Below are 21,385 nucleotides of genomic sequence, written 5' to 3' on the forward strand. Positions count from 1 at the left end.
TTACAGTACGAGGAGCATGAGGAGCGTCAGTACTGCGACCAGTATCAGGACAGAGGTGCCAATGCCCGCGCGGAGATACAGCCGCGACGGTGCGCCCCCGTCGGCCGACCGATAGTCCTGGTCGAACGTCGGTCGTAGCGACTCGGGAAGGCGCTTACTTGCACGGAGCACGACGAGCGTCGGGTTCGCACCGATCCAGTAACAGGCACGCACGAGTCGAACCGCGACCCGGTCGACGGCGGCGTAGAGTTCGGTGACGGTAACGACCAGCAGGCGACCGACGTAGAAGAAGCCGCGGTTGTAGACGGCGTCGATATCCGGCACGCGACCCACGCGGTGGAGCGGCCCTTTCAGGATCGCAAAGCCGACCAGACCGGCCGCCGCCAGCCCCACCCCCTCCGCGACGTGGGGGATGGTGAACGTGGTGTACTCGTATTGGCCCTGGAACGGCAGGATCTGGAAGAGGAGTTCCGGCTGAAGGCCAAAGAGCACACAGAGGCCGGCCACGGAGAGCATCGCGACGCTCTGGCCGCGGTTGGCGTCACGCACTTCGCCGGCATAGTCGCCGTGCAGGAAGGCGTGGTACCCGAGTTTGATGAACGAGAGGAAGGTCCCAACGCCCCCGAGAAGGAGCAGGTACCAGAGCGCTTCGAGGTGCTTTTTGTCGGCTGCGGCGATGATCATCCCCTTCGAGACGAACCCGTTGAACCCCGGGAATCCGGCAATCGAAAGGGCCGCGATCCCGAAGGCAATCGCGGTAATCGGCATCCGGGTACCGAGTCCGCCGATCTTCTTGAGGCTTTCCTCGCCGGTCCGGTAGATGACGACGCCGACCGTCATGAACAGGAGCCCCTTGTAGAGGATGTGGTTGAACACGTGGCCGAACGCGCCGGCCGTCGCGAGCTCGGCGTAGTACGCGTCCGCGCCGCCGTAACCGATCGCCGCACCGCCGAGGCCGACGCCAGCGATCATGTAACCGACCTGCGACTGGATGTGATAGGAGAGAAGCCGTCGCATGTCCGACTGGAGCAAAGCCGTAAACGCACCAAAGACGGCCATCGCGCCACCCATATACGCGATCCAGAGGTGGCCCTCCGGGAACGCCCGGAACATCCCGTAGACGCCGGTCTTGGTCGTGTAGACACAGAGGAAGACGCTCGCGGCGATGTGCGGGCGCGGATACGTATCCGGTAGCCAGGCGTGAAGCCCGACGAAGCCGACGTTGACGCCGATCCCGACTGCCGCGAGGACGGACGGAATCCCGGCGGTCATGCCCGAACTGGCCCCGAAGGCCACGGCACCGACTTCCGCGTAGTGCCAGACCACGGCAGCCAGCAGTAGACTTCCACCGATCCCGTGAAGGAGCGCGTACCGGAAGCCAGCCCGGACCGCAGCGCCGCCGTAGTACCACACGAGCAGCGTGCTGGCGACGGCCATCAGCTCCCAGAACAGGATCAGCGTGAGCCAGTCGCCCGCGAAGACGGTTCCGATGCTCGTCCCGACGTAGAAGAGCGCGAAAGCCGTCTGTCTGCTGTCCGCATCGCTCGCGTAGGAGTACGTGACGCCTATCGCACCGATGAAGCCGAAGATCAGCCCCATCAGCCGCGAGAACACGTCGACGTTGTACAGGATGGCGTCGAACGTCCCGAACAGCGTCACCTGCCAGTGCATCCCGGCGGGAGCGACCCAGGCGAGCACGGCCGCGGTGGCAGTCGCCACAACACCAATCGCGTGGGCGGGTCGCCGCGGCAGGACCGCCGCAAGCGCGGCCGCGAACAGGACGATCGCCGCCGGGTGGAGCAGGTCGAGCACCATCAGGCGCTCACCCCCGCAACGATCAGCTCGATCAGTTCGAGGAACACCGCCTCGTAGGGAACGATGCCGAGGACAACCGAGCCCGCAGCAATCGCCAGGATCGGCCCGAGCATCAGCCAGGAGCCCTCGGCACCGGTCCAGCCAGCCCTCTGCCAGCCGTCCGGTCCGGGACCGCCGTGGTGAGCGTCGTGCTCCTCGTGAGGGTCTTCAGAGTGGTGATCGCTCGGGTTGCGGTCGACCGCGTAGTTCGTCTCCGCGGAGTGGTCAACGGGTGATTCTCCGGACTGGGTACCACCGTCAGGGACGGGAGTACGTCCCCCGAATGGCCCCCCAACGAGCGGTTTCTCGTCGGCCGTATCCGCGGACTCGAAAAAGGCGCCGTAGACGATGGGCCAGAAGTACGCGATATTGAGAACCCCCGACACCAGCAGAACGACGGCGAAGACGGCCTGTCCGGTCTGGACAGAGCCGATCAGGAGGAACCACTTGCTGACGAAGCCAGCGATCAGCGGGATCCCTGCCATCCCCGCGGCGGCGACGGCGAAGGCAGTCATCGTCAGCGGCATCCGTTTACCGATGCCGTCCATCTCGCTGATGTAGTCGGTATGGGTCTCGACGTGGATGATCCCCGCACAGAAAAACAGGGTGAGTTTCATGAACGCGTGCGCGGGGATATGCAAGAGGGCCCCTTGATCGCCGTCGGTCCGAGCACGCCCAGCCCCAGAATGATGTAGGACAACTGGCTGATCGTCGAGTACGCCAGTCTGGCCTTGAGTCGGTCCTGGCGGAGTGCGATGATGCTCGCAACAGTGAGCGTGAACGCGGCCAGCGCCGCCAGCAGGACGCCGACGCCGAGGTCCGTGACCAGTTCCGGCCCGAACACGTCCAGCACGACGCGGGCGATACCGAAGACGCCGCTTTTGACGACTGCGACGGCGTGGAGGAGTCCGGAGACGGGCGTCGGAGCGACCATCGCGTCCGGTAGCCACGAGTGCGCCGGCATCAGCGCGGCCTTGACGCCGAACCCGGCCGCCAGCATTGCGAACGCTGCACGGGCAAGCGTCGGATCGGCCGTCGCCAGCCCTGCCGCGGTATCGCCGAAGGTAGTCGTCCCCACAAGCGCGAAGACGAGCACCGTCCCGCCGAGCACGAGGACGCCGCCGCCGAAGAAGGTGTATGCGAGATACTTCCGACCGGCGATGCGCGCCTCCTCGTCCTCGTTGTGCGCGACCAGCGGGTAGGTCGCGACCGACAGCAGTTCGTAGAAGACGAAGATGGTCAGCAGGTTCTCGGCGAAGGCGATTCCGACCGCGGCCGAGAGGCTCCCGGCGAACGCCGCGAAAAAGCGCGTCTGGGAGTGTTCGTCCAGCCCACGCATGTAGCCCGCGGCGTAGAAGGCCGTGAACACCCAGAGGAAACTCGCCAGGAGCGCAAACAGCATGCCCAGCGCATCGGCCCGGAGTGCGAACTCGATACCGGGGACGTAGGCCCCGAACGACCAGCGGAACTCCTCGCCGGCGAGGACGGCAGGCAGCATACTCGCGATTATGCCGAATTTGGCGAGGGCCGCGGCGACGGACCAGCCCTCGCGGACGTTCGGCCGACGATACGACGCAACGATCAACGGAATCGCGATGGCCGAGACGAGTACGGCAAGTAACGGCCGGAGCGAGTAGATAGCTTCTGTCACGAGTTGAACACCTCAGCGATGAACGGATCGAGAGCCTCTGTCACTTCCGCACCGACGAAACCGAGTGCAACGGCACCGATGGCGGCGAGTACGAGTACGACGACTGCACCGGCCGTCGGACTGATCGGTTCGACGGTGGCGGCCGTACCACCGTCGGCAGCAACGCGCTCGGGAACTGCCACCGACCGCGGAGTGAAGTAAAGCCGTTCCAGCAGTCGGGCGACGTAGGCCAGCGTGAGCACGGTGCTGGCGAAGATGACTACAGCCAGCGGCCAGAGGCCCGCCCCGACCGCCCCGAGTGCAATGTACCACTTCCCGAGGAAGCCGACCGTCGGCGGGACGCCGACCAGCGCGAGCGCGAGGACGGCCATCGCGCCCGACCGCACCGGCGCTCGGCGACCCAGTTCGGCGTATTCGGCGACAGTGCGTGCCCCCTCGGTTCGGGCGATCGTCCCGACTGCCGCGAACAGGCCGCCCTTGATCAGGCCATGACCGACGAGATGGATGGCCGTTCCGATGACCGCGAACTCGGCCGCCGTCCGCTCGATACCGGCAAAGGGAATCCCGGCATCGACGGCGGCCGGATGGACGGCGATGCCGATTGCCGCGATAATGAGACCGAACTGCGAGACCGACGAGTACGCGAGCATCCGTTTGACGCGCCGTTGCATCACCGCGAGGGCGCTCCCTGCGACGATGCTGATCGACGCCAGCGTGACGATGGCCGTCGCCGCAATCGTGTTGACCTCGAAGAAGGCCGGAGTGAACACGGTTAACATGACCCGCGCGAACGCGTACGCGGCGACGGTCGATGCAAGCGCGGAGATGTAGACGGTGACGCTGTCTGCCGCCGCGGAGTAGGCATCCGGCTGCCAGGTGTGGAGCGGGAAGATTGCCGACTTGACCAGCAGACCGGCGGTGATGAAGCCGAAACCGGCAATGACCAGCGTGTCGCCGTACAGCGCCCCCTCGACGAACGATGGCTCGCCCGCCAGCATCGCGGCGAGGTCGGCCATGTTCAGCGTCCCGGTCGCCAGGAACAGGTAGCCCACGCCAACCAGGAACAGCGAGGCACCGGTCGTCCCGATGAGCAGGTACTTCAGCGCGGCAACCGCGGACTCGGCACTACGGTCGGCGGCGACGAGCGTGTACGTCGCCAGCCCGACGATTTCGAGGAACACGAACATGTTGAACAGGTCTCCCGTCAGCGAGACGCCCATGAGGCCGCCCGCCAGCAGGAGATAGGCCGAGTAAAACGCGTTCCCGCGCGGACCGCCCCGCCGCGAGATTGCGAGCACGCCCAGCGAGACGACCGAGATCAGCACGACTACCAGCACCGAGAGTTCGTCCGCGACCAGTTCGATGCCCACGGCGAACCCGTCCGGTCCGGGTCGGCCGTACGCGCCCAACTCGTGAACGAGTCGACCGGAGCCCCGATAGACCGAATCGACCAGCCAGATCATCAGCACCGCCTCGACCAGCAGTGCGGCAGAGCAACCATCCAGCCGGAGCGGGCCCGGACGAGCCCAGCGGCCAGCGAGAGGGCAGCGGCGATGATCGGCACGACGATCAGCCCGATAGGGGCCAGCGTCGCGTCACTCATCGGCACGCACCTCGCGGAGCGCATCCTCGCGGAGCGTCCCGTACTCCCCGTAGATCCGAACGATCAGCGAGAGCGCAACCGCGGTCAACGCGATGCCGACGACGATAGCGGTCAGGACGATCACCTGCGGGAGCGGACTGACGAAGCGCCCGCTCGCGCCGGACGGAACGATCGGCGCACTGCCGCCGACGACGTAGGCGCTGCTCACGAAAAACAGGAACAGCGCGGTCTGGAAGACGTTCAGACCAATCACTTTCTTCACGAGGTTATCGCTGGCGACCATCATATAGAGGCCGATCCCCATGAGCAGCGCGAACAGCGCATAGGTGTACTGGGTCGTCAGCAGGTCGACGATGACGTTCATTCGGCTTCACCTCCCTGAGAGACCGGGGCCGTGTCGCCGAGCATCCCCGCCGCGATGGCGAAGAAGAGGCCGACCACGACGCCAGCAACGATCGGTGCGACGCCGACTATCTCGACCGCTTCGAGGGCGTACTTCGTCCCGTGTGGGATCCCGAGTTCCGTCTTGAACAGGTCGTGCTGGAGGAATCGGCCACCCAGCACTATCGGGAGAAGCCCGAGAGTGGCGAATGCGAGGACGCCGCCGCTGGCCAACAGCGTGACCGAGCGGTTCTCGATCCAGTCACGGGTCGGTTCGATACCGAACCCGAAGGCGATCATCAGGATGGTCGACCCGATGATCGCACCCCCTGGAAGCCGCCGCCCGGCGACCCCCACCGTGGAAGGTCAGGAACAGTCCGTACGTGAACGCAAAGGGCGCGACGACACGGACCGTCGTCATGATGATTTCGCTCTCGACGTACACCGACTGTCGTGGCTGATCGACGCCGTCGTCCGGCGACTGTGAATTACTCACCGGTGAACACCTCCGTACCGAAGACGACGAGAACGGCGACGCCTGCCGCGAAGACGACGACCGCCTCGCCGAACGTGTCGAACCCACGATAGCCTGCAAGGACGGCCGTCACGGCGTTTTCGACGCCAGTGTCGGCGTAGGCCTGTTCCAGATAGTACTGGGTGATCTCGGGGTTCGACCAGACGATTGCCTCCGGATCGCCGACTGCGGGCAACGAGACGACGGTAGAACCGACGACGGCGACGAAGCCACCGACGATCAGCAGTGCGGGGACGTTGACCCGCTCGAACAGTTCTCCCTGTCCCGTTCGCACTGTCCGCGCGACCGTCAACAACAGGAGGAGCGTCGTCACGCCCGCGCCGATGGCCGCCTCGGTCATCGCGACATCCGGAGCGAGCAAGAGCGCGTAGAATATCGCCATGCCCAGACTGTAGGCGGCGAACACGACGATGACCGCGACGACGTCACGCAGCAGCGCCGTTGCGACAGCAGTGGTGAGTATGAACGCGATCAGGACGGCTTCGACGGCGGAGATCATTTCTCCTCACCCCCTCGGAAGCGTCGTCATCGTCGGCCGACGAACCGCCGTCGGCGACGACGGACGCCTTCGATGCCTGATAGAGGTCCACGTCGGTCTGCTCGTCGTCGACGGTCCAGGGTTCGATTCCCTTCTCGTCGGCGGCGCGCGTGATGGCGTGTGCCGCGGTCGGGTTCGTGATGAAAATGAACACGAGCAGGAGGACGGTCTTTACCCCCGTTGGCTCCCAGCCAAGTGCCAGTGCAACGCCAGCAAGCGCGAAGCCAGCGCCGAGCGTATCCGCCTGTGAGGCAGTATGTGCTCGCGAAAACACGTCTGGAAGCCGGAGCACGCCCAGCGTGGAGACGAACGTAAAGAACAGCCCCAGCGCGAAGAACACGACAACGCCCGCCGTGTGGGCGGTTCCGATCACAGCACACCACCTCGTTCGACGGTGAACTTCGAGATGGCAAGCGCCATCAGGAAGTTCAACAGCGCATAGATCAGTGCGACGTCGAGCAGCGACGGTTCGTCCAGTCCGACGGAGAGCAACGCGAGGACGACAACCGTGTTCGTTCCCAGGACGTTAACTGCGAGCACGCGGTCCTGCGTCGTCGGGCCACGGACGGCCCGGTAGAACATCGCCACCGCGAGTACGAGAAACAGGGCCGCGGCCGCCAGAGCAATGTCGGGAATCGAGACACCAGTGATGGTACTCATGAAGAATCACCACCCTCGTCGGCCGCATCAGCGGCCGGTTCGTCAGGGAGTCAGGGTCGTCCGGTTCTCCGCCGTCCGTCATCGCCGTCTCCGGTTCAGATTCGGGTGACTGCAGTATCTCCGTCTCCCCGCGGTCCCGGAGGCTCTCGATCCGCATCGCCCGTCGCCCGTAGAACAGGAACCGGACCGCTCGTTCGAGGCCGCCGTCGAACAGTCCTTCGCGGGCGTCCTCGACGAGGGTATGGACGATCATGGTCCGACCGTGGACACGAACCGTCAGCGTTCCGGGGGTCAGTGTGATACTGTTCGCGAGCGTGGTGACCGGCATCGAGCCGTGGACGGCCGGTCTAATGCGCGTCAATCGCGGATCGATCGGTAGCCGTGGGTGAAGAATCACGGCTGCGACGAGGAGATTCGACTTGACGATTTCGGCCAGCAGATAGGGCACGAAGATAACCGCACGAAGCAGGCGGACCGGCGACTGCAGATCGGGGGTTCGTGTCAGCGACACGCGTGACAGCGCAACCGTGACGACGGTCGCGCTCATCGCACCAGTGACGATATCGAACCAGTAGATGCTCCCCCAGTACCTGATAGAACAGAAAAGACAGTCCGAACAAGACGCCCGCACGGGTAGGCGTAAACCGATCGATCAGCGGTCCGCGGATGGTCGACCGCGTGACCGGCGCTTCTTCGACCGGAATCGCCAGCATCGTCTCGAGTTCCGAGGTGAACGGCCGGAGGAACGGTCCACCGACTCCCGGTGTGTATTCGGGGTCGAGGATAACCCGATCGATGTCGGTACTGACCGCGTCCCTGGCGATCACCTGCGCGACGTCTCCCGGGCTAAACAGGTACTCGTCGTCGCCCACCTGCGCCGTCTCGACGCTGACAGCGTCGATTTCCTCGCCCGCATCCTCCTCCACCCAGACTTCCGCACGGTTCAACAGCGCCTCGGCCCGGCTCACACCCTCCTCGTCGCCCACATCCCCGTCGTAAGCGGAAACAGCCGCTTCCTCGGGATGCACGTAGACGAATCGAACGGTTCCCGGATCAGCCACCGTCGACTCGGCGAGAACGCGCTCGACGGCGTGGGCGACAGTCGCCCGGACCGTCGACGAGTCCGATAGGGGGACCAGGACGCGGCTATCCGCCATCGAACCACCCCATCCAGTCGGATCCTGCATGAGCACTCATTGTACTTACTCGAATACAGCAAAGAGCCACTCAAAACGATTACGCTATTCGAACCTGCCGTTCTGCAACTCCCGAAACGAGTGGGCTAGCGACCGATAGAAACGACGAAGATCAGTTCTGTCTGCCCGGGAACGAGAGTCCCGACCAGGTACCACGCGCTCACTGGACCAGTAGTTCCGCGAGTTCATCCGCGACCACCGCGGCGACTGCCGACTTTGTCCCCTCTATCGGGTCTTCGCGGTCCGCGTCGACGAGCAGGACGCGGGTTCGATCAGCCCCCATCACATCGGCGTCGTTCGCCACGACGAACGAGAGGTCGACACGCTCCAAGATGTCGCGGGCCGCCTCGATCATCGCCTCGTCGGAGTCGCTCGTTTCGGCTTTGAACCCGACAATCGGTAGCTCCGGTCGACGGTCCCTGACCGCATCGATCAGCTTCGGCGTCGGATCGAGATCTAGCGCGAGTTCCTGCCCAGAGCGGAGTTTCCGGTCCTGTGGCTCCGGCGTGTAGTCGCCGACCGCCGCCGCCGCGACGAGGGCGTCGGCGTCCTCGACAGCCGCTTCAGTCGCGTCGAGCATCTCCTGTGCAGTCTCGACGGGGACGTACTCCGCGTAAGGGACCGGAGAGCCAGCGCCGAACGTCGGATCGTCCGGCGTGCTGGAGGGTGGATGCGGGCCAACCACACCGTGAACGAGCGTGACCTCGGCTCCGAGGACGTAGCACGCCCGGGCAACACTGCGGCCGGTCCGGCCGGACGATCGGTTCGTCAACACTCGAACTGGATCGATCGGCTCGGCCGTGGCACCGCTGGTGACCACGACGTGGTCGCCCGCCAGCGGTTGGTCGTCGACGCTTCGGGCGACATCGAGAACGATAGCCTCCTCGCTGGCGATTTTCGCTTTCCTCTCTTCGACGCGCGGGTCGACGAACTCGACGCCCCATTGCTCGACGCGCTCGATAGCGTCTAAAACGCCGGGATGATCGTACATCGGCTCGTGCATTGCTGGGGCGATGACGACCGGGACACCGGCTCCGAGCGCCGTCGTTGCACACGTCGTCACCGGGGTGTCGTCGATGGCACCAGCGATCTTGCCGACGGTGTTGGCCGTCGCTGGCGCGATCAGGAACACGTCTGCCCAGCCCTCACGGCCGCAGAGTTCCACGTGCTCGACATCGCCGGTGATCTCCGTAACGACCGGTCTATCCGTGGCGAACTCGACAGCCCATGGATGGAGAATCCCCTGTGCGCTGGAGGACATTACGCCTCGCACAGAGGCACCCTGTCGGCGTAGCTCGTGGGCCAGTTCGACAGTTTTGACTGCGGCGATGCTTCCCGTCACCCCAGCGCGACGTTGACGTCTTCCAGCATTCGTTCCGGAGTTCACGCTAGTCGCTCTAAGTTCTGTCGCAGGAAGAGGGAAGTACGGGCCGACCACGGGACAAGCGGGTCAGTCCCACTCCGAGAGGGCCAGATCGAACGCCTCCACGTCGTCGAGTTCTGCGAGCGAGTCGCTCATCTCCTCTTTGAGCGCCTCGAACCGCGTCGTCAGTGTGGCGAACTCCTCGCTGTGTTCCAGTTCCGTCGCGGATTTTTCGGCCTCGAGCGCCGCGCGTTTCGACGCGATGCTGAAAAACTCCTGAAGCGAACTGTCGACGTCGGAGCGGTAGAACAGATGCTCGACAGTTTCGAGCAACTCCTCGCCGGTCACTGGCTTGAACAGGTACTCGTCGAACTCCATATCGATAATCTCGAAGTCCGGTTCGACCGCGGTGACCATCGCGACCTGACAGTTCAGCCCCTGGTCACGGATCCGTTCGAGCACCTGATCGCCCGTCAATCCCGGCATCCGCCTGTCCAGCAGGACGACGTCGACGTCCTCGTCGAGGCTATCGAGCGCCTCGGTGCCGCTATACGCTACCCTGACAGTGTGTGCATTGCGCAGTTGCTCGGCGTAGACGCGCGCCACTCTCGGGTCGTCGTCCACGACGAGCACACAGCCATGGGGTTCAGCCATCACGCTGGTACTGCGTTTCCCAGGTGCGTAATAGTTTCGGCAACGATCTATGCTGATAGAATCCCACTGACAGGGCGGAGACAACGGGCGGCTACCAGCGCGCGCAACACTTACGTCATATCCACCGTAGAAACGAACGTGGATACAGTAGAGGTAAGCACCGTCGTCTATCTGCCGGCCGAAGAGATCTACGAGTTTCTCGAAGATTTCCCCCGGTACGCGAACTACTCCGAGTATCTCGAGGAGGTTCAAACGCGAGGCGAAGGAAAGGAAGGAACGAGATACGCGCTCCAGTTCGCCTGGTGGAAACTCACGTACACCGCCCACTCCGAAGTGACGGATACGGATCCACCCGACCGAATCGACTGGGAAGTCATCAAAGATATCGACGCACACGGGTTCTGGCGGGTCGACCCGCTCGACGAATCAGAACGGGACGGGCAAGAGCACGCCTGCCGAGTTCACTTCGTCGTCCAGTTCGATACGGACACTGCCAGATCGGGCGCGCTCGATCTCCCGCGATTCGTCTCGTTCGGGTGGGTGATGGACAAAGTAAAGCCGCTTATCGTCAAGGAGGCCGAACGCATCGTCGGACGGATCGTGGAGGATCTGGAGGGTGAATCCCGAGCGGTCGAGTTGACCGTCCACGAGCGGCCGACATCAGTCTGAGCGCGCAGAAACGCCGACCCGTTGCCGACGGAGCCTCTACTTACTCTAACTCTTCGTCGTAGCCGCCGTACTTGATGAAGAAGTACGCCAGCGCGATGGTCGAGACCATCGCACCCATCGTTCCCACCGCAAGACTCATCGCGCTATCCGGAATCGTCGGCGTTGCGGACGCCCCGCCACCGCCACCCGAACTAGCACCTTCCTCGACGGAGAGAGTCCCCTCCATACCGGCGGCGACGTGGGGTTCGCAGATGTACTCGTAGGTGCCTTCCTCTTCGAAAGTATGCTCGTACGAGAAGCCGGCGCTCTCGATCGACTCGTGGCCCCCACTCGCTGGGACCGTTCTCGACGACCATGTTGTGTGTGTCGGAGTCCCAGACGAACTCGACCGTGGTTCCCGGCTCGATCGCCAGACTGGCCGGCTCGAAGACGTTTTCCCCGCCCGGCCCGACCGTCAGCGTCTCCGTTGACCCGTCTTCGCCGCCGTTCTCGGTGCCGTTCTCTTCTTGTGCACTGACGGTGCTTGCTCCGCCAGCAGCGGCAGCAGCCGACCCGGAAGTTGCCCAGATAAACGAGCGCCGGGACAGGTCGCTACGTCCGTCCGTCTCTGTCATACCCACCACTTAGGATTGGGGCGTACTGAATACTTTGGTTCGCGACTGTCGATCACTCCTCGCGCTCGACGACAAACCTGGTAAACTCCTTCAGCATCGACGCTTCCGGTTCCGCCAGGTCGGCGTCGTCGAGATGGCTCCGCGCTTCGGCGGCGAGCGACAGCGCTCGCTCGCGTGCGAACTCGATACTTTCGGTCTCTTGCAAGATATCGATCGCTTCGAGTATCTCCTCGTCGGTGTTTTCGTCGTCCTGCAGGATCGTCCGGAGGCGGCGAGCACGGCCGTCGGAGGCCGTCTCCATGGCGTGGATCACGAGTAAGGTCTTCTTTCCTTCCCGGATGTCGTTGCCGAACTCCTTGCCAAAGGCACCCGCTTCGCCCAGCGAGTTCTCGATATCCAGAATGTCGTCACCGATCTGGAAGGCCACGGACATCAACTCGGCGTACCCCGCGACGGCCCCTTCGCGTTCCTCCGACTGACCAGTGACGATTGCGGCCAGTCTCGCGACGATCCGTCCCAGACAGCCAGTCTTGCACGCACACATCTCGAGATACTGCTCGCGGTCCACCTGGACGCTCCCGTCGTTGTGCCAGCAGATGTCCGTACCCTGGCCCAGATGCGTCCTGCTGAGTTCGTCCGTCAGCATCTCGTAGAGCGCGAGGCGCGTCCCATCGTCGAGATCGGCCGGGTTCTGCGTGATGATCTTCAGTGGCAGGAAGTACAGCGCGTTTCCGGCGTTGATCGCCACGTCCTCGCCGTAGATGTGATGGAGGGCCGGGTCGCCGCGGCGCATCGCTGCCCCGTCCTCGACGTCGTCGACGATGATCGTCCCGGTGTGGAGGATTTCGGGGATCGTCGCGTAGGGCAGATAGGGTTCGTGATCCTCACCGAAGCCTCTGACGAGCAACAGAAAGACGACCGCTCGCCAGCGTTTTCCCCCACGATCGAGCAGTTCCCAGACGGGATCCGACAGCGCACGCTGGAGCGTTTCCGCGTCGTACTCATACGTCGCCGGACCGAAGAACTCCGTCAGGTAGGCGTCATCTAACTCCCGCGGTATCACCTCCTCGATCGCTTCGTCTACCACCGGCTGCCACTCGGCGAGCGTCTCCCGCATACACCACCGGTTGCAACCCCGATGTAAAAAGCTTCAGTTACGGCGTCGAGCGAGAATCGCGTAGCCTTTTGTGTCACGTCCCGAAGTTCCGCTATGGAGTGCGGTCAGGGAACCGAAGAGACTGTGATCGGGATAATCGACTCCGGAGAGAGCGAGCAGACTGTCGAGCACCTCGTCGAGAGCGTCGAGGAGTCGGGAGGCTCACCGGTGGTCGGCACCGCTACTGCAGTCCTCGACACCGAACCGGACGCAATCGTCGCACGGGGTGAAGCCGCGTTGCTTTCGGCAGGCCACACCGGTACCACTGTCCCGATCATGCCGGTCGTGTCGGGGGCGGGCACGCGCTCGGTTCCCGAAGACGCGTTCGACGAAGCGCTCGGTCGGCTCGTTTCGGGTCGGTTCGACCGGGTCGAGCGCTGTCGATACGCGGTATCAGTTGGCGAGGAAAGCGTCGGTCTCGCCATCTCGGACACCATGCTCGTGACGGAGGATCCGGCCCGCATATCCGAGTACAGCATCCGGAGCGCTGGCTGCGACGTGGCACGGTTCCGCGCCGACGGACTCGTCGTCGCGACGCCGCTTGGCTCTCACGGCTACGCCGCCGCTGCTGGGGGACCGATGCTCGCGCCCGGTACCGGCGTCGTCGCAGTTCCGGTCGCGCAGTTCGCAACTGATCGTGATAGCTGGGTGCTCGGGGCGCACGAAACAGTTCAGTTGCGCGTCGAGCGTGACGAAGGCCCGGTCGAACTGCTCGTCGACGACGAACGACACAGCGTCGTCGAACCGGCGAGCGACATCACACTCACACCTGTTGCACCGCTACGGCTCGTAGTCGTTCCCGAAAGCGACCCTTGCTGGACGGAATGACGGGTATCACCCATCATGACGGGTCGATCAGGGGGAGAAGATTGGAAAAACTCTAATGGGTTAACCACTGTGTGTGAGATATGGACCCGAATTCGATGCTCGGCCCGGTTGATCTGCTGTTACCGTACATAGAGGAGATACTCCTCGTACTGGTGCTGATCAACGGGCTGACGCGGCTCGTCGCACAGCGCCAGTACAGATCGCAGTACGAGGAGGGCGACGTGGAGTCGATTACCCGGCATACGGCACATACGGCCACGAACGTGCTCGTGCTGCTCGGAGCGTTCTACTACATGACTGTAAGCCTTCACGCGGGCGTCGTCTTTACAGTGTTGGTGCTCGGAATGTTCTTCACCGACTTCTTCGAGTTCGAGGCCCGAATCGCCGAGGCCCGACGCGAGACTTCGCTGAACCTCCCGAAAGGCGCAGTCGCCGCCTGGGGACTCGTCTTGCTCTACGCCGCGTATCAGAGCATCTTTTTCATCGTCGAGCCGATCTGGAACAGCATCGTATAGCGCCCTGTCGGATCCGTTTTTAGACAACCCTACCGAGCAGCGCGTCCCCTATTACAGCGCACCGACCCTGTTCGCGCTGTGAAGACTGCGTTGCTAACGTCGATCAGGACCGCGAGTTCAGCCTCGACGAGCGTTCCGGTCGACGCTGTACCCCCGCTCGGCGTCGAGACCGGTCGCTAACGCTTGCAATCAGAAAGAACACTCGGAGAGAAAGACGGGCCGCGAGATCAGTTCGAGTTCCGCTCTCGGTACGCGGCGGTTAGCTCTTTGTACGCCGGGATGAGGACCCAGAACGTGATCGGAGCGAGGATCATGAACCAGAACATCCCGTCCATGACCATGATAGCTATCGCGTCGAACGTCCCCGGATCGGAGGGCGCAGCCTCGGTGAACTGCGGTCCCTCGAAGCTCGAAGTCCGATACCAGCCAGCGAGGACCAGCCACAGTAGGGACGCCCCCCGAACGCCGCCAGTCCTTTCATGAACTCGTCAGCCATTACCTGAATCTTGGCTGGCGTCGTCTTTAGCGTTTCCCATCTCTTCGGGGCTGAATCGGGTCGAGAATACGTAGACGACACCACCGAAGGCGATTAATCCGACGCCGAGCAGGGCTGTGATGGCGTCGACATCTTCGACATCCGCGGTTGCCTGATCGGTCGCACTGTCGAGAACGAGAAAGCCACCGACGACGAGCCCGATAGCGAGCAGCATCGAGAACACCGTCACTATCTTGTAGATCTCCATCGGTACGGTGACGTCACGCTGGACGGACGTTCGCTCGTCGGGCGCGTTCGAGTCGGCCATACCTAAAGGGATGGCCGAAGCGAGAAAAGGGTTATCTTGGCGGTCGGAGCCGGTAGTACCGGCGGTTGAGATTGTACATGTACCCCTCTTGCATCGCCTTCAACACGGAGTACGTGATCACCCCTGCAACTACCGGGACGATGAACACCAGATCGAACAGCAACTGGGCTGTGAGGATCGGCAGGCGCGCCGAGATGATGTTGTCAATAGCGAGCATACTCCACGTGAACGAGTACATAACGCCGGTCACGCCGAGCGCGGCCCAGAACGGCTCCTCGACGGGTCGTCGGGCACTCCCCTTGTTCAGGAACGGGACGAGGAAGATCAGTCCGATAACTGGCGCGTGAACGAGGACGCCGAACGTGGGGCCCTCCATCAAACTCTGGCCACCGAGGATTGCCAGTTCGGGGTTGAGCGAGTCGGTCTGGAGCAGTCCGAACGACCAGTATAGATACCAGTCGGGAAGGATGACCGCAGGCGTACTACTCGGATCAGCCGGATCACCGAGGTGTGGCGGCATCGTCGCCGCCAGGAAGATGATGATCCCGATGAAGAAACTGGTGATAGCGAGGTTTCGGATCGTCTCGTGGGGCCAGGCCGGGAAGCCCAGCACGTCCCGCTCGACGTAGTCAGACTCCTGCCGAAGGTCTTGGTCCTCGCGCCGTGCGCGCTCGAAGTACTCGTAAGTCAGCCGGGAGAGTCCCTGCGTGCGCTCCTTCCGGTCGCGCCACGTAGGCGTCTCGTCGTCCGGCGGAACTATGCCTGTTCCGCTTCCGTCCGCTCGTGTTTCTTGTTCGTCTTCTGGCATGATTTAGTGTGGTTCTGCGATTCCCTGCATCCAGACGATGCCGACGTGCAGTGCGATCAGTGCCGTCACGACGAACGGCAAGAGGAACACGTGCATGATGTACATCCGCATCAGTGTCGGTTGGCCCATCTGGAACCCGCCGAAGACAAGCAACGCGGCCCACTCTCCGACGAGCGGCACTGACTGCGCCATCTCGACCCCAATCTGCCCGGCCCACAGCGATAGCTGGTTCCACGGCAGGAGGTAGCCGCTGAAGCCGAAGAGCAACAGCAGCAGGATCAACACGACGCCGATGATCCAGTTGACCTCGCGGGGTTCCTTGTACGCGCCCGTGAAGTAGACCCGCAGCATGTGCAGGAAGACGGCCGCAACCATGAACTGTGCTGCCCAGCGGTGAATGCTTCGCAGCATGTAGCCGAAGTTCAGTTCACCGAGGATGAACAGCATCTGGTTGAATGCGACTGATGCTTCCTCGCCCGCGGTTGCAGGCGCGTAGTAGAAGCCGAGGAGCGCACCCGTTATTGCCAGTACGACGTAGGCAATGATCGACAGTGATCCTAACGAGTATAACGGATACCAGTACCAGAACTTGTTGTCCAGATTGTACTGTTCCGTGTGGCTCTTCGGCATCTGCATGTTCATCTTGTAGTACTGGTCCTCAAGCAGTTCCAGGTAATCGACGATCCGGAGCCGCTTGTCGAGCCACATCAAGGTGAACAGGTACGTCTTCTCGATCAGGGAGAGCTCTTTCTGGTCGAGCCATTCGCCGTGATCGAAGTCGTCTTTTTTCTGTAAGCTCATTCTCTGTATTCACTCGGGATGACCGATGTACCCTCTCTTGGCAGTGCGGTGTACTGCTGTTCGGTGATGCTGAACGGGTCGTACACCGACTGGTGGCAGTTGCAGTAAATGTTGTTCTCCGCGCCGAACTGGCGGGCCTCGCCGAGCACCCGGAATCCGGGCACACAGCAGTAGTGGGTACACTGATTGAGGTTAGCAATGAAGCCCTGATCCGTCGAGCCCTCGACCCAGTCGTCGTCTTGGGCTGCCTCCTCTACCTGCGTACTGCGGATGAGCAACACCGTCAGTCGGTCGCCCGGCGAAAGCCCTTGCGAGCGCCAACTGACCAGGGCACCCTTCCCGATTCCCGCCTCTCCGACAGGCGTGTTGAAATCCTCGTAATCCTCGAAGTCGTCGATATGGACCCGGTCGCCGCCCTCGACCTGCTCGTTCTGCCAATCGTACTGGCTCGCCCCGACGTATCGGAAGTAGTTGTCTCGGTCTTCTCGAGGGTCGACGGCTGGACTCGTCTGCGAGCCACAGTACTGGAACCACTCTGTCGAGTAGGTGACGCCACCGATCTCCTGTTCGGCGACGGGTGCCTCGTTGGGGCCACCCTCCTCGATCTCGGGCCAGATACCGCGAACGTATCCCTCGTCGTCGACTTCGAGCGGGATCTGTGGCATGCCCCGTGGCGCGGGACCGCCGATTCGTTCGTTTCCTCTGTATAACACCGTTCCACCGCCTTCACCGGTCTGGGAGGTCATGGAATCGAGGCTCACCGCGGTGGTGACACCGATTCCTGAGAGCGCGGCGCTCCCCACAACACCCTTGACAAAGCGGCGACGATCCGATTCGACCGGATATTTGTCACTATCTGGCATAATTTATTTCTTGTAGTATGGGTAGACTGCTCGCTTGAACTGTTCGACAGCGTCGTCTCCCAGTTCGTCTCCGTCGGCGTCCTCTTCGCTAATGTATAGATCCTCCCACTTGCGCCGTCGCTTCTTGACGATCATGACGTCCGGCAGGAACTCCTTGCGGTAGAGCGCCAGAATGAACGCAAGATCGATAAAGATCAGCGCCAGGATCGTGCCAAGAAACATGTTACCGGGGTCGGGAACCGCTCCGCGCGCCCAGCCCTCGACGAGACCGTAGGTGAAGATCCCGACGAAGACGATTTCGATGAGCGTCAAGAGGATGATCGCGATTGCGGCCGCTGTACTCTCTCGCGGCTGCTCGTATCGATGAATGTCGCCGTACGAACTTCCTGTTGATGACATTGATCAGTTCTTCTTGTTGGGGTAGCTTGTGTTTGCCGATTCGCCGTACTTGAGCATGTAGAACGTGAACGCGAAGGTCACGAACATCGCGGCGAACGTCGCCGCGCCGAGGAAGTGCTTCTGGACCGGCACGCCGATATCGTGGATATCGAGTTCCGTCTGCGCCGTGCCGCCGCCACCGGCCTCACCATCTGACGTGACGGTGATGGTGCCCTCCATACCGGCGGCAACGTGGGGTTCGCAGATGTACTCGTAGGTGCCTTCCTCTTCGAAAGTATGCTCGTACGAGAAGCCGGCGTCCTCGATCGGCTCGTGGCCTTCCCACTCGTCTGGGCCACTCTGGACGACCATGTTGTGTGTGTCGGAGTCCCAGACGAACTCGACCGTCGTTCCCGGCTCGATCGTTAGACTGTCCGGATCGAAGACGGTTTCGCCGTCCGGCCCGACCGTCAGTGTCTCGGTCGCCCCGTCTTCACCACCGTTCTCGGCGGTACCGTTAGCTTCTCCGCCGTTCTCTTCGGTCCCGTTCTCCTCGTCGCCGTTCTCGGTCTCCCCGTCCTCCTGGAGCGAAGACACGGCGGAGTACGCACTCTGGCCCTCCGCGGCGGCAGGCGTTCCCGCCGCGCTAACAGCGGCCGCGCCGGCCGAAACGCCGCTGGCCGTCTTCAGAAAGTCCCGCCTGTTCATACAGAATAAGGTCAGGATTGTGTTCGCTTAAACCCACCGATGAATCCGCCAAAGAGCGGGCTTTAATCTTCCTTTCGATTCCGGTTCCGAACGGGGTGCAGTCGATTCTCTGGCTCCTCTATCGGCAGGAAGTCCGGTCGCTCGCCGTCTTCGAGTCCCACCTTTCGCAGTCGTTCTTTGTACTCCTCAGAACGGAACCGATCGGAGAGGCGAGCGTTGGCCACGGTGATAAATAGGAACACAGCGATGACGATGAACGCGAGTCCCGCAACGCCGGTAATCAGTGGTGTTCCGGTCGCTCCACCACCCGAGATGGCGAGATACAGCGAGACCCCAAGCAATCCAAGCCCGGCGAGCATCTGTGCGCCCGCGATCACCTGTATCATCAGGTTCCCCACCTCGCTGCTCCGTTCCGGTACTTCGTCGGGCCGTGGGAGGAGAAAGTCTCCCTCCGGGGGCTCCTGCGGGTCGTACTCCTCCATCGAGCATAGCGCAACCGTCGGCTTGACGTCACGCAGCACTGTCCCCGTTCCTTCTACCGTTCCATCGGGGAAGATCAGCGCGTAGTCCTGGTCGGAGTACGCGATCAGCAGTTCCCCGTCGTCGCCGGCGTCGACGCGTTCGAGTACGGCGAACACCTCGCGCTGTGCGATCCGCGTGAGCAACTCCTGTTCGACCCGGTCGATCAGTTCGCCGCCGGTGATCCATGACTGTGGATCGAACGCCGCTTCCCACTCGTCGATCGACATGTCTTCCATGTCGGAGGGGCCGAAGTCGTCGAAGTCGTACTGGGCTTCGATCTCTTCGAGTAGTTCCTCGTCGGATACCTCGTCGTCGGAGCGCTCGTCGGACAGAGGGTTGCCACCGACCTGCTCCCCGTCAGTCGGGCGGTCGGCATCACGTGACTCGTCTGTCTCCTCGACACCCTCCTCGGCGTCCGCCGACGCTCCGGTATCGGACCGCTCGGATTCGTCGTCGGCCTCGGGCGACGTCGATGAGTCAGCCATTACCTGAAATTCGGGTGCCCGGGACATACGTTTTCCGCCATCGTCGTGGGAGCTATCGCGTGTTTTAAACGTCACTCTTCCTAAGATCAGCCGATGTCGGAGTACGTCTATGCGACGGTCGCCACATTGCTGGTGACGCTCAGTTTTCCGCTGTATCTCTATGGGGCGTGGATCATTCTTCAGGAAGAGGTCGTCACGTGGGACGTCCTGATCCACCACCTCAAGTACGTCACCGCAGGGCTGGTGCTGACGACCGTGCCGATGGTCACGTGGATGATTCCGAACGCGTTCGACCAGTTCTCGCCGCTGCTGGCGGTACATATGTTCTTCGGCCTGCAGGCGTACGCGCTGTTGCTCGTCGGACTGACCGGAATCGTTCGGATCTTTCAGGTCAAGCGCCAGCACAATCTCTATCACGAATCGAGCGGCGACATCGACATCAGCGAACTCCACGAGAACATGAGCGCGTGGCGCTGGCGGCTCCGGATCGGCGTCTTCGGCTACGTCGGTTGCTGGATCATCGCCTACCTGATCGGCGTCTTCCGGTTCCTGCTGCGATTTATTTATCTGTTCTGGGGCGGGCGCTCACCACGCCTCGCCGCTGGCGAGATCCACGTCGTTGTCGCCTTTTTCCGAAGGACAGATGTCGGCGAGCACGCAATCCCCACAGTCGGGGTTCCGCGCAGTGCAGACTGCACGACCGTGATCGATCAGGAGGTGGGTGTACTGTTGCCAGACGTCTTCCGGGACGATCTCCATCAGATCCGACTCGATCGCTTCGGGTCGCTCTTGCTCGGTCAGTCCAAGCCGTCGGGAGATCCGCTGGACGTGCGTGTCGACGACGATTCCCTCGACGACGTCGTGAGCGTGCTGGAGGACGACATTGGCCGTCTTGCGTCCAACCCCCGACAGTTCGGTGAGTTCGTCCATCGTGTCGGGGACCTCGCCGTCGTGTTCTTCGAGGATGGTCTGACAGGTGCTCTTGATGTAGCCCGCCTTGCTGTTGTAGTAGGTGATCGAGTTCAGGTCTTCTGCGAGTTCCTCCTCGTCGACGGTCGCGTACTCCTCGGGCCCGTCGTACTTCTCGAAGAGATGTTCAGTCTCCGTGTTGACCCGCTCATCGGTACACTGCGCCGAGAGAATGACGGCGATCAGCAGTTCGAGGCGGTTCGAGTACCGAAGCGATATCGCGCTGTCGGGGTACTCTTCGAGCAGTCGGTCGACGACTTCCTCGGCCTGCGCTTCGCGCGGTTCGAGCGGCGTTCCCATGGCTTCGAGTTTGAGCGGAGGGGTTTCAGCGGTTCGGTTCGGTCCGGCATCCACGGTCCGTCGGCCGAGTCTTCGCGCAAGTACCGGGAAACTACAGTATTATCCTCGCTCGTCCAATCCGCTATGTGAGCAATCACAACGGTTTCGAGATACGGGACGAACTGCTCGGGGTCTGCCGAACTGTCGTGGGTGACGAACTCAGAAGCATCACCTACTACACCCACGACGATATCGAACAACTGTATCTCCGATCGGATCTGGACCGCACGGCTGATCTGGAAAGCTTTGCAGAACACGAACGACGCGGGTTTCGATCCCAGGAAGCGTACAAGGACTCCGAACTCGGGCAGTACGAGGCGACGATCCGGATGTTCGAGAACGGCTATCTCTCCCGCGTCGTCCACGAGCCACACGGCGTCTGGGTGACGACCGACGACATGTCCATCGACCGGTTCGAGGAGCTAACAGTGGCAATCCGGAACGTACTGGAATCGTACAACGAGCAAGTCGGGTGAGTAGCACCGGTAGTAG

General features: G+C 62.5%; 24 protein-coding genes and 6 pseudogenes. 6 read left to right on the forward strand and 24 right to left on the reverse strand.

Features of this window, described 5'->3' with window-relative positions:
• The 10 genes and pseudogenes from ACFQH2_RS11510 to ACFQH2_RS11555 all read right to left on the reverse strand — a co-directional run bounded on the left by ACFQH2_RS11510 (position 1) and on the right by ACFQH2_RS11555 (position 7,769).
• The gene (locus ACFQH2_RS11510) at positions 1-1,818 is read right to left on the reverse strand and encodes a Na(+)/H(+) antiporter subunit D (protein ID WP_377057070.1); all 1,818 of its coding nucleotides are present in this window, start codon (positions 1,816-1,818) and stop codon (positions 1-3) included.
• Positions 1,815-3,505 (reverse strand): annotated as a pseudogene (locus tag ACFQH2_RS11515) (proton-conducting transporter membrane subunit). Before ACFQH2_RS11515 ends, ACFQH2_RS11510 begins: the two are co-directional and overlap by 4 nt.
• Positions 3,502-5,108, reverse strand: a pseudogene (locus ACFQH2_RS11520) (proton-conducting transporter membrane subunit). Before ACFQH2_RS11520 ends, ACFQH2_RS11515 begins: the two co-directional pseudogenes overlap by 4 nt.
• Positions 5,101-5,472, reverse strand: a complete 372-nt coding sequence (locus ACFQH2_RS11525; RefSeq protein WP_377053743.1) for a cation:proton antiporter subunit C — start codon at positions 5,470-5,472, stop codon at positions 5,101-5,103. Before ACFQH2_RS11525 ends, ACFQH2_RS11520 begins: the two are co-directional and overlap by 8 nt.
• The gene (locus ACFQH2_RS11530; RefSeq protein ID WP_377076759.1) at positions 5,469-5,789 is read right to left on the reverse strand and encodes an MnhB domain-containing protein; all 321 of its coding nucleotides are present in this window, start codon (positions 5,787-5,789) and stop codon (positions 5,469-5,471) included. The genes ACFQH2_RS11525 and ACFQH2_RS11530 overlap by 4 nt, the downstream gene beginning before the upstream one ends.
• The gene (locus tag ACFQH2_RS11535; protein ID WP_377076760.1) at positions 5,752-5,985 is read right to left on the reverse strand and encodes a hypothetical protein; all 234 of its coding nucleotides are present in this window, start codon (positions 5,983-5,985) and stop codon (positions 5,752-5,754) included. The genes ACFQH2_RS11530 and ACFQH2_RS11535 overlap by 38 nt, the downstream gene beginning before the upstream one ends.
• The gene (locus ACFQH2_RS11540) at positions 5,978-6,520 is read right to left on the reverse strand and encodes a DUF4040 domain-containing protein (protein ID WP_377057072.1); all 543 of its coding nucleotides are present in this window, start codon (positions 6,518-6,520) and stop codon (positions 5,978-5,980) included. The genes ACFQH2_RS11535 and ACFQH2_RS11540 overlap by 8 nt, the downstream gene beginning before the upstream one ends.
• Before the next feature lie 100 nt (positions 6,521-6,620).
• Positions 6,621-6,932 (reverse strand): annotated as a pseudogene (gene mnhG / locus ACFQH2_RS11545) (monovalent cation/H(+) antiporter subunit G); the annotation flags it as partial.
• Positions 6,932-7,150 carry a cation:proton antiporter gene (locus ACFQH2_RS11550; RefSeq protein ID WP_377076761.1) on the reverse strand — a complete coding sequence of 73 codons (219 nt, stop codon included), beginning with the start codon at positions 7,148-7,150 and terminating at the stop codon, positions 6,932-6,934. The gene ACFQH2_RS11550 and the pseudogene mnhG, both read right to left, overlap by 1 nt.
• Positions 7,089-7,769, reverse strand: coding sequence for a Na+/H+ antiporter subunit E (locus tag ACFQH2_RS11555; RefSeq protein ID WP_377076762.1), 681 nt, complete (start codon positions 7,767-7,769; stop codon positions 7,089-7,091). The genes ACFQH2_RS11550 and ACFQH2_RS11555 overlap by 62 nt, the downstream gene beginning before the upstream one ends.
• 28 nt (positions 7,770-7,797) lie before the next feature.
• Between ACFQH2_RS11555 and ACFQH2_RS11560 the strand changes: the two genes are divergently transcribed.
• Complete coding sequence (locus ACFQH2_RS11560) at positions 7,798-8,352, forward strand: hypothetical protein (protein ID WP_377076763.1); 555 nt, start codon at positions 7,798-7,800, stop codon at positions 8,350-8,352.
• A 226-nt stretch (positions 8,353-8,578) separates the two neighbouring features.
• Here the strand turns inward: ACFQH2_RS11560 and coaBC are convergent.
• A pseudogene (gene coaBC, locus ACFQH2_RS11565) lies at positions 8,579-9,789 on the reverse strand (bifunctional phosphopantothenoylcysteine decarboxylase/phosphopantothenate--cysteine ligase CoaBC).
• A gap of 79 nt (positions 9,790-9,868) precedes the next feature.
• The gene (locus ACFQH2_RS11570; protein ID WP_377053753.1) at positions 9,869-10,435 is read right to left on the reverse strand and encodes a response regulator; all 567 of its coding nucleotides are present in this window, start codon (positions 10,433-10,435) and stop codon (positions 9,869-9,871) included.
• Positions 10,436-10,573: 138 nt separating this feature from the next.
• Between ACFQH2_RS11570 and ACFQH2_RS11575 the strand changes: the two genes are divergently transcribed.
• Positions 10,574-11,104 (forward strand): type II toxin-antitoxin system RatA family toxin, encoded by a 531-nt coding sequence (locus ACFQH2_RS11575; protein WP_377053755.1) that lies wholly within the window; start codon positions 10,574-10,576, stop codon positions 11,102-11,104.
• Positions 11,105-11,144: 40 nt separating this feature from the next.
• Here the strand turns inward: ACFQH2_RS11575 and ACFQH2_RS11580 are convergent, their stop codons facing one another.
• The 3 genes and pseudogenes from ACFQH2_RS11580 to ACFQH2_RS11590 all read right to left on the reverse strand — a co-directional run bounded on the left by ACFQH2_RS11580 (position 11,145) and on the right by ACFQH2_RS11590 (position 12,835).
• Positions 11,145-11,330, reverse strand: coding sequence for a hypothetical protein (locus ACFQH2_RS11580; protein ID WP_377076764.1), 186 nt, complete (start codon positions 11,328-11,330; stop codon positions 11,145-11,147).
• 33 nt (positions 11,331-11,363) lie between these two features.
• Positions 11,364-11,417 (reverse strand): annotated as a pseudogene (locus tag ACFQH2_RS11585) (hypothetical protein); the annotation flags it as partial.
• Positions 11,418-11,770: 353 nt separating this feature from the next.
• A complete protein-coding gene (locus ACFQH2_RS11590; RefSeq protein ID WP_377053759.1) occupies positions 11,771-12,835 on the reverse strand; it encodes a polyprenyl synthetase family protein in 1,065 nt (354 codons plus the stop codon).
• Positions 12,836-12,928: 93 nt separating this feature from the next.
• On the opposite strand from ACFQH2_RS11590, the gene ACFQH2_RS11595 reads away from it, so the two are divergent.
• On the forward strand, positions 12,929-13,702 hold the full coding sequence (locus tag ACFQH2_RS11595) for a hypothetical protein (RefSeq protein ID WP_377053761.1): 774 nt from the start codon (positions 12,929-12,931) through the stop codon (positions 13,700-13,702).
• Between the two features lie 80 nt (positions 13,703-13,782).
• Positions 13,783-14,217 (forward strand): DUF7313 family protein, encoded by a 435-nt coding sequence (locus tag ACFQH2_RS11600; RefSeq protein ID WP_377053763.1) that lies wholly within the window; start codon positions 13,783-13,785, stop codon positions 14,215-14,217.
• 346 nt (positions 14,218-14,563) lie between these two features.
• On the opposite strand, the gene ACFQH2_RS11605 is transcribed toward ACFQH2_RS11600, so the two are convergent.
• The 8 genes from ACFQH2_RS11605 to ACFQH2_RS11640 form a co-directional block, all read right to left on the reverse strand.
• On the reverse strand, positions 14,564-14,713 hold the full coding sequence (locus ACFQH2_RS11605) for a hypothetical protein (protein WP_377076765.1): 150 nt from the start codon (positions 14,711-14,713) through the stop codon (positions 14,564-14,566).
• Complete coding sequence (locus ACFQH2_RS11610) at positions 14,706-15,020, reverse strand: DUF7315 family membrane protein (protein ID WP_377053767.1); 315 nt, start codon at positions 15,018-15,020, stop codon at positions 14,706-14,708. The genes ACFQH2_RS11605 and ACFQH2_RS11610 overlap by 8 nt, the downstream gene beginning before the upstream one ends.
• 31 nt (positions 15,021-15,051) lie before the next feature.
• Positions 15,052-15,828 carry a cytochrome bc complex cytochrome b subunit gene (locus ACFQH2_RS11615; RefSeq protein ID WP_377053769.1) on the reverse strand — a complete coding sequence of 259 codons (777 nt, stop codon included), beginning with the start codon at positions 15,826-15,828 and terminating at the stop codon, positions 15,052-15,054.
• Between the two features lie 3 nt (positions 15,829-15,831).
• A complete protein-coding gene (locus ACFQH2_RS11620; RefSeq protein WP_377053771.1) occupies positions 15,832-16,629 on the reverse strand; it encodes a cytochrome b in 798 nt (265 codons plus the stop codon).
• On the reverse strand, positions 16,626-17,492 hold the full coding sequence (locus ACFQH2_RS11625) for a ubiquinol-cytochrome c reductase iron-sulfur subunit (protein WP_377053773.1): 867 nt from the start codon (positions 17,490-17,492) through the stop codon (positions 16,626-16,628). Before ACFQH2_RS11625 ends, ACFQH2_RS11620 begins: the two co-directional genes overlap by 4 nt.
• A 3-nt stretch (positions 17,493-17,495) precedes the next feature.
• On the reverse strand, positions 17,496-17,891 hold the full coding sequence (locus tag ACFQH2_RS11630; RefSeq protein WP_377053775.1) for a DUF7318 family protein: 396 nt from the start codon (positions 17,889-17,891) through the stop codon (positions 17,496-17,498).
• 3 nt (positions 17,892-17,894) lie between these two features.
• Positions 17,895-18,578, reverse strand: coding sequence for a plastocyanin/azurin family copper-binding protein (locus ACFQH2_RS11635; protein ID WP_377053777.1), 684 nt, complete (start codon positions 18,576-18,578; stop codon positions 17,895-17,897).
• Between the two features lie 62 nt (positions 18,579-18,640).
• Positions 18,641-19,585, reverse strand: coding sequence for a DUF7319 domain-containing protein (locus ACFQH2_RS11640; protein WP_377053779.1), 945 nt, complete (start codon positions 19,583-19,585; stop codon positions 18,641-18,643).
• A gap of 93 nt (positions 19,586-19,678) precedes the next feature.
• Between ACFQH2_RS11640 and ACFQH2_RS11645 the strand changes: the two are divergent.
• A pseudogene (locus ACFQH2_RS11645) lies at positions 19,679-20,149 on the forward strand (hypothetical protein); the annotation flags it as partial.
• A gap of 21 nt (positions 20,150-20,170) precedes the next feature.
• On the opposite strand, the gene nth reads toward ACFQH2_RS11645, so the two are convergent.
• A complete protein-coding gene (gene nth, locus ACFQH2_RS11650; RefSeq protein WP_377053783.1) occupies positions 20,171-20,854 on the reverse strand; it encodes an endonuclease III in 684 nt (227 codons plus the stop codon).
• 125 nt (positions 20,855-20,979) lie between these two features.
• On the opposite strand from nth, the gene ACFQH2_RS11655 reads away from it, so the two are divergent.
• Positions 20,980-21,369: a DUF7522 family protein gene (locus ACFQH2_RS11655; RefSeq protein WP_377053785.1), complete on the forward strand. Its 390-nt coding sequence runs from the start codon at positions 20,980-20,982 to the stop codon at positions 21,367-21,369.
• Positions 21,370-21,385 lie beyond the last annotated feature (16 nt).

Source organism: Natronoarchaeum sp. GCM10025703, assembly GCF_042661985.1.
GTDB lineage: Archaea > Halobacteriota > Halobacteria > Halobacteriales > Natronoarchaeaceae > Natranaeroarchaeum.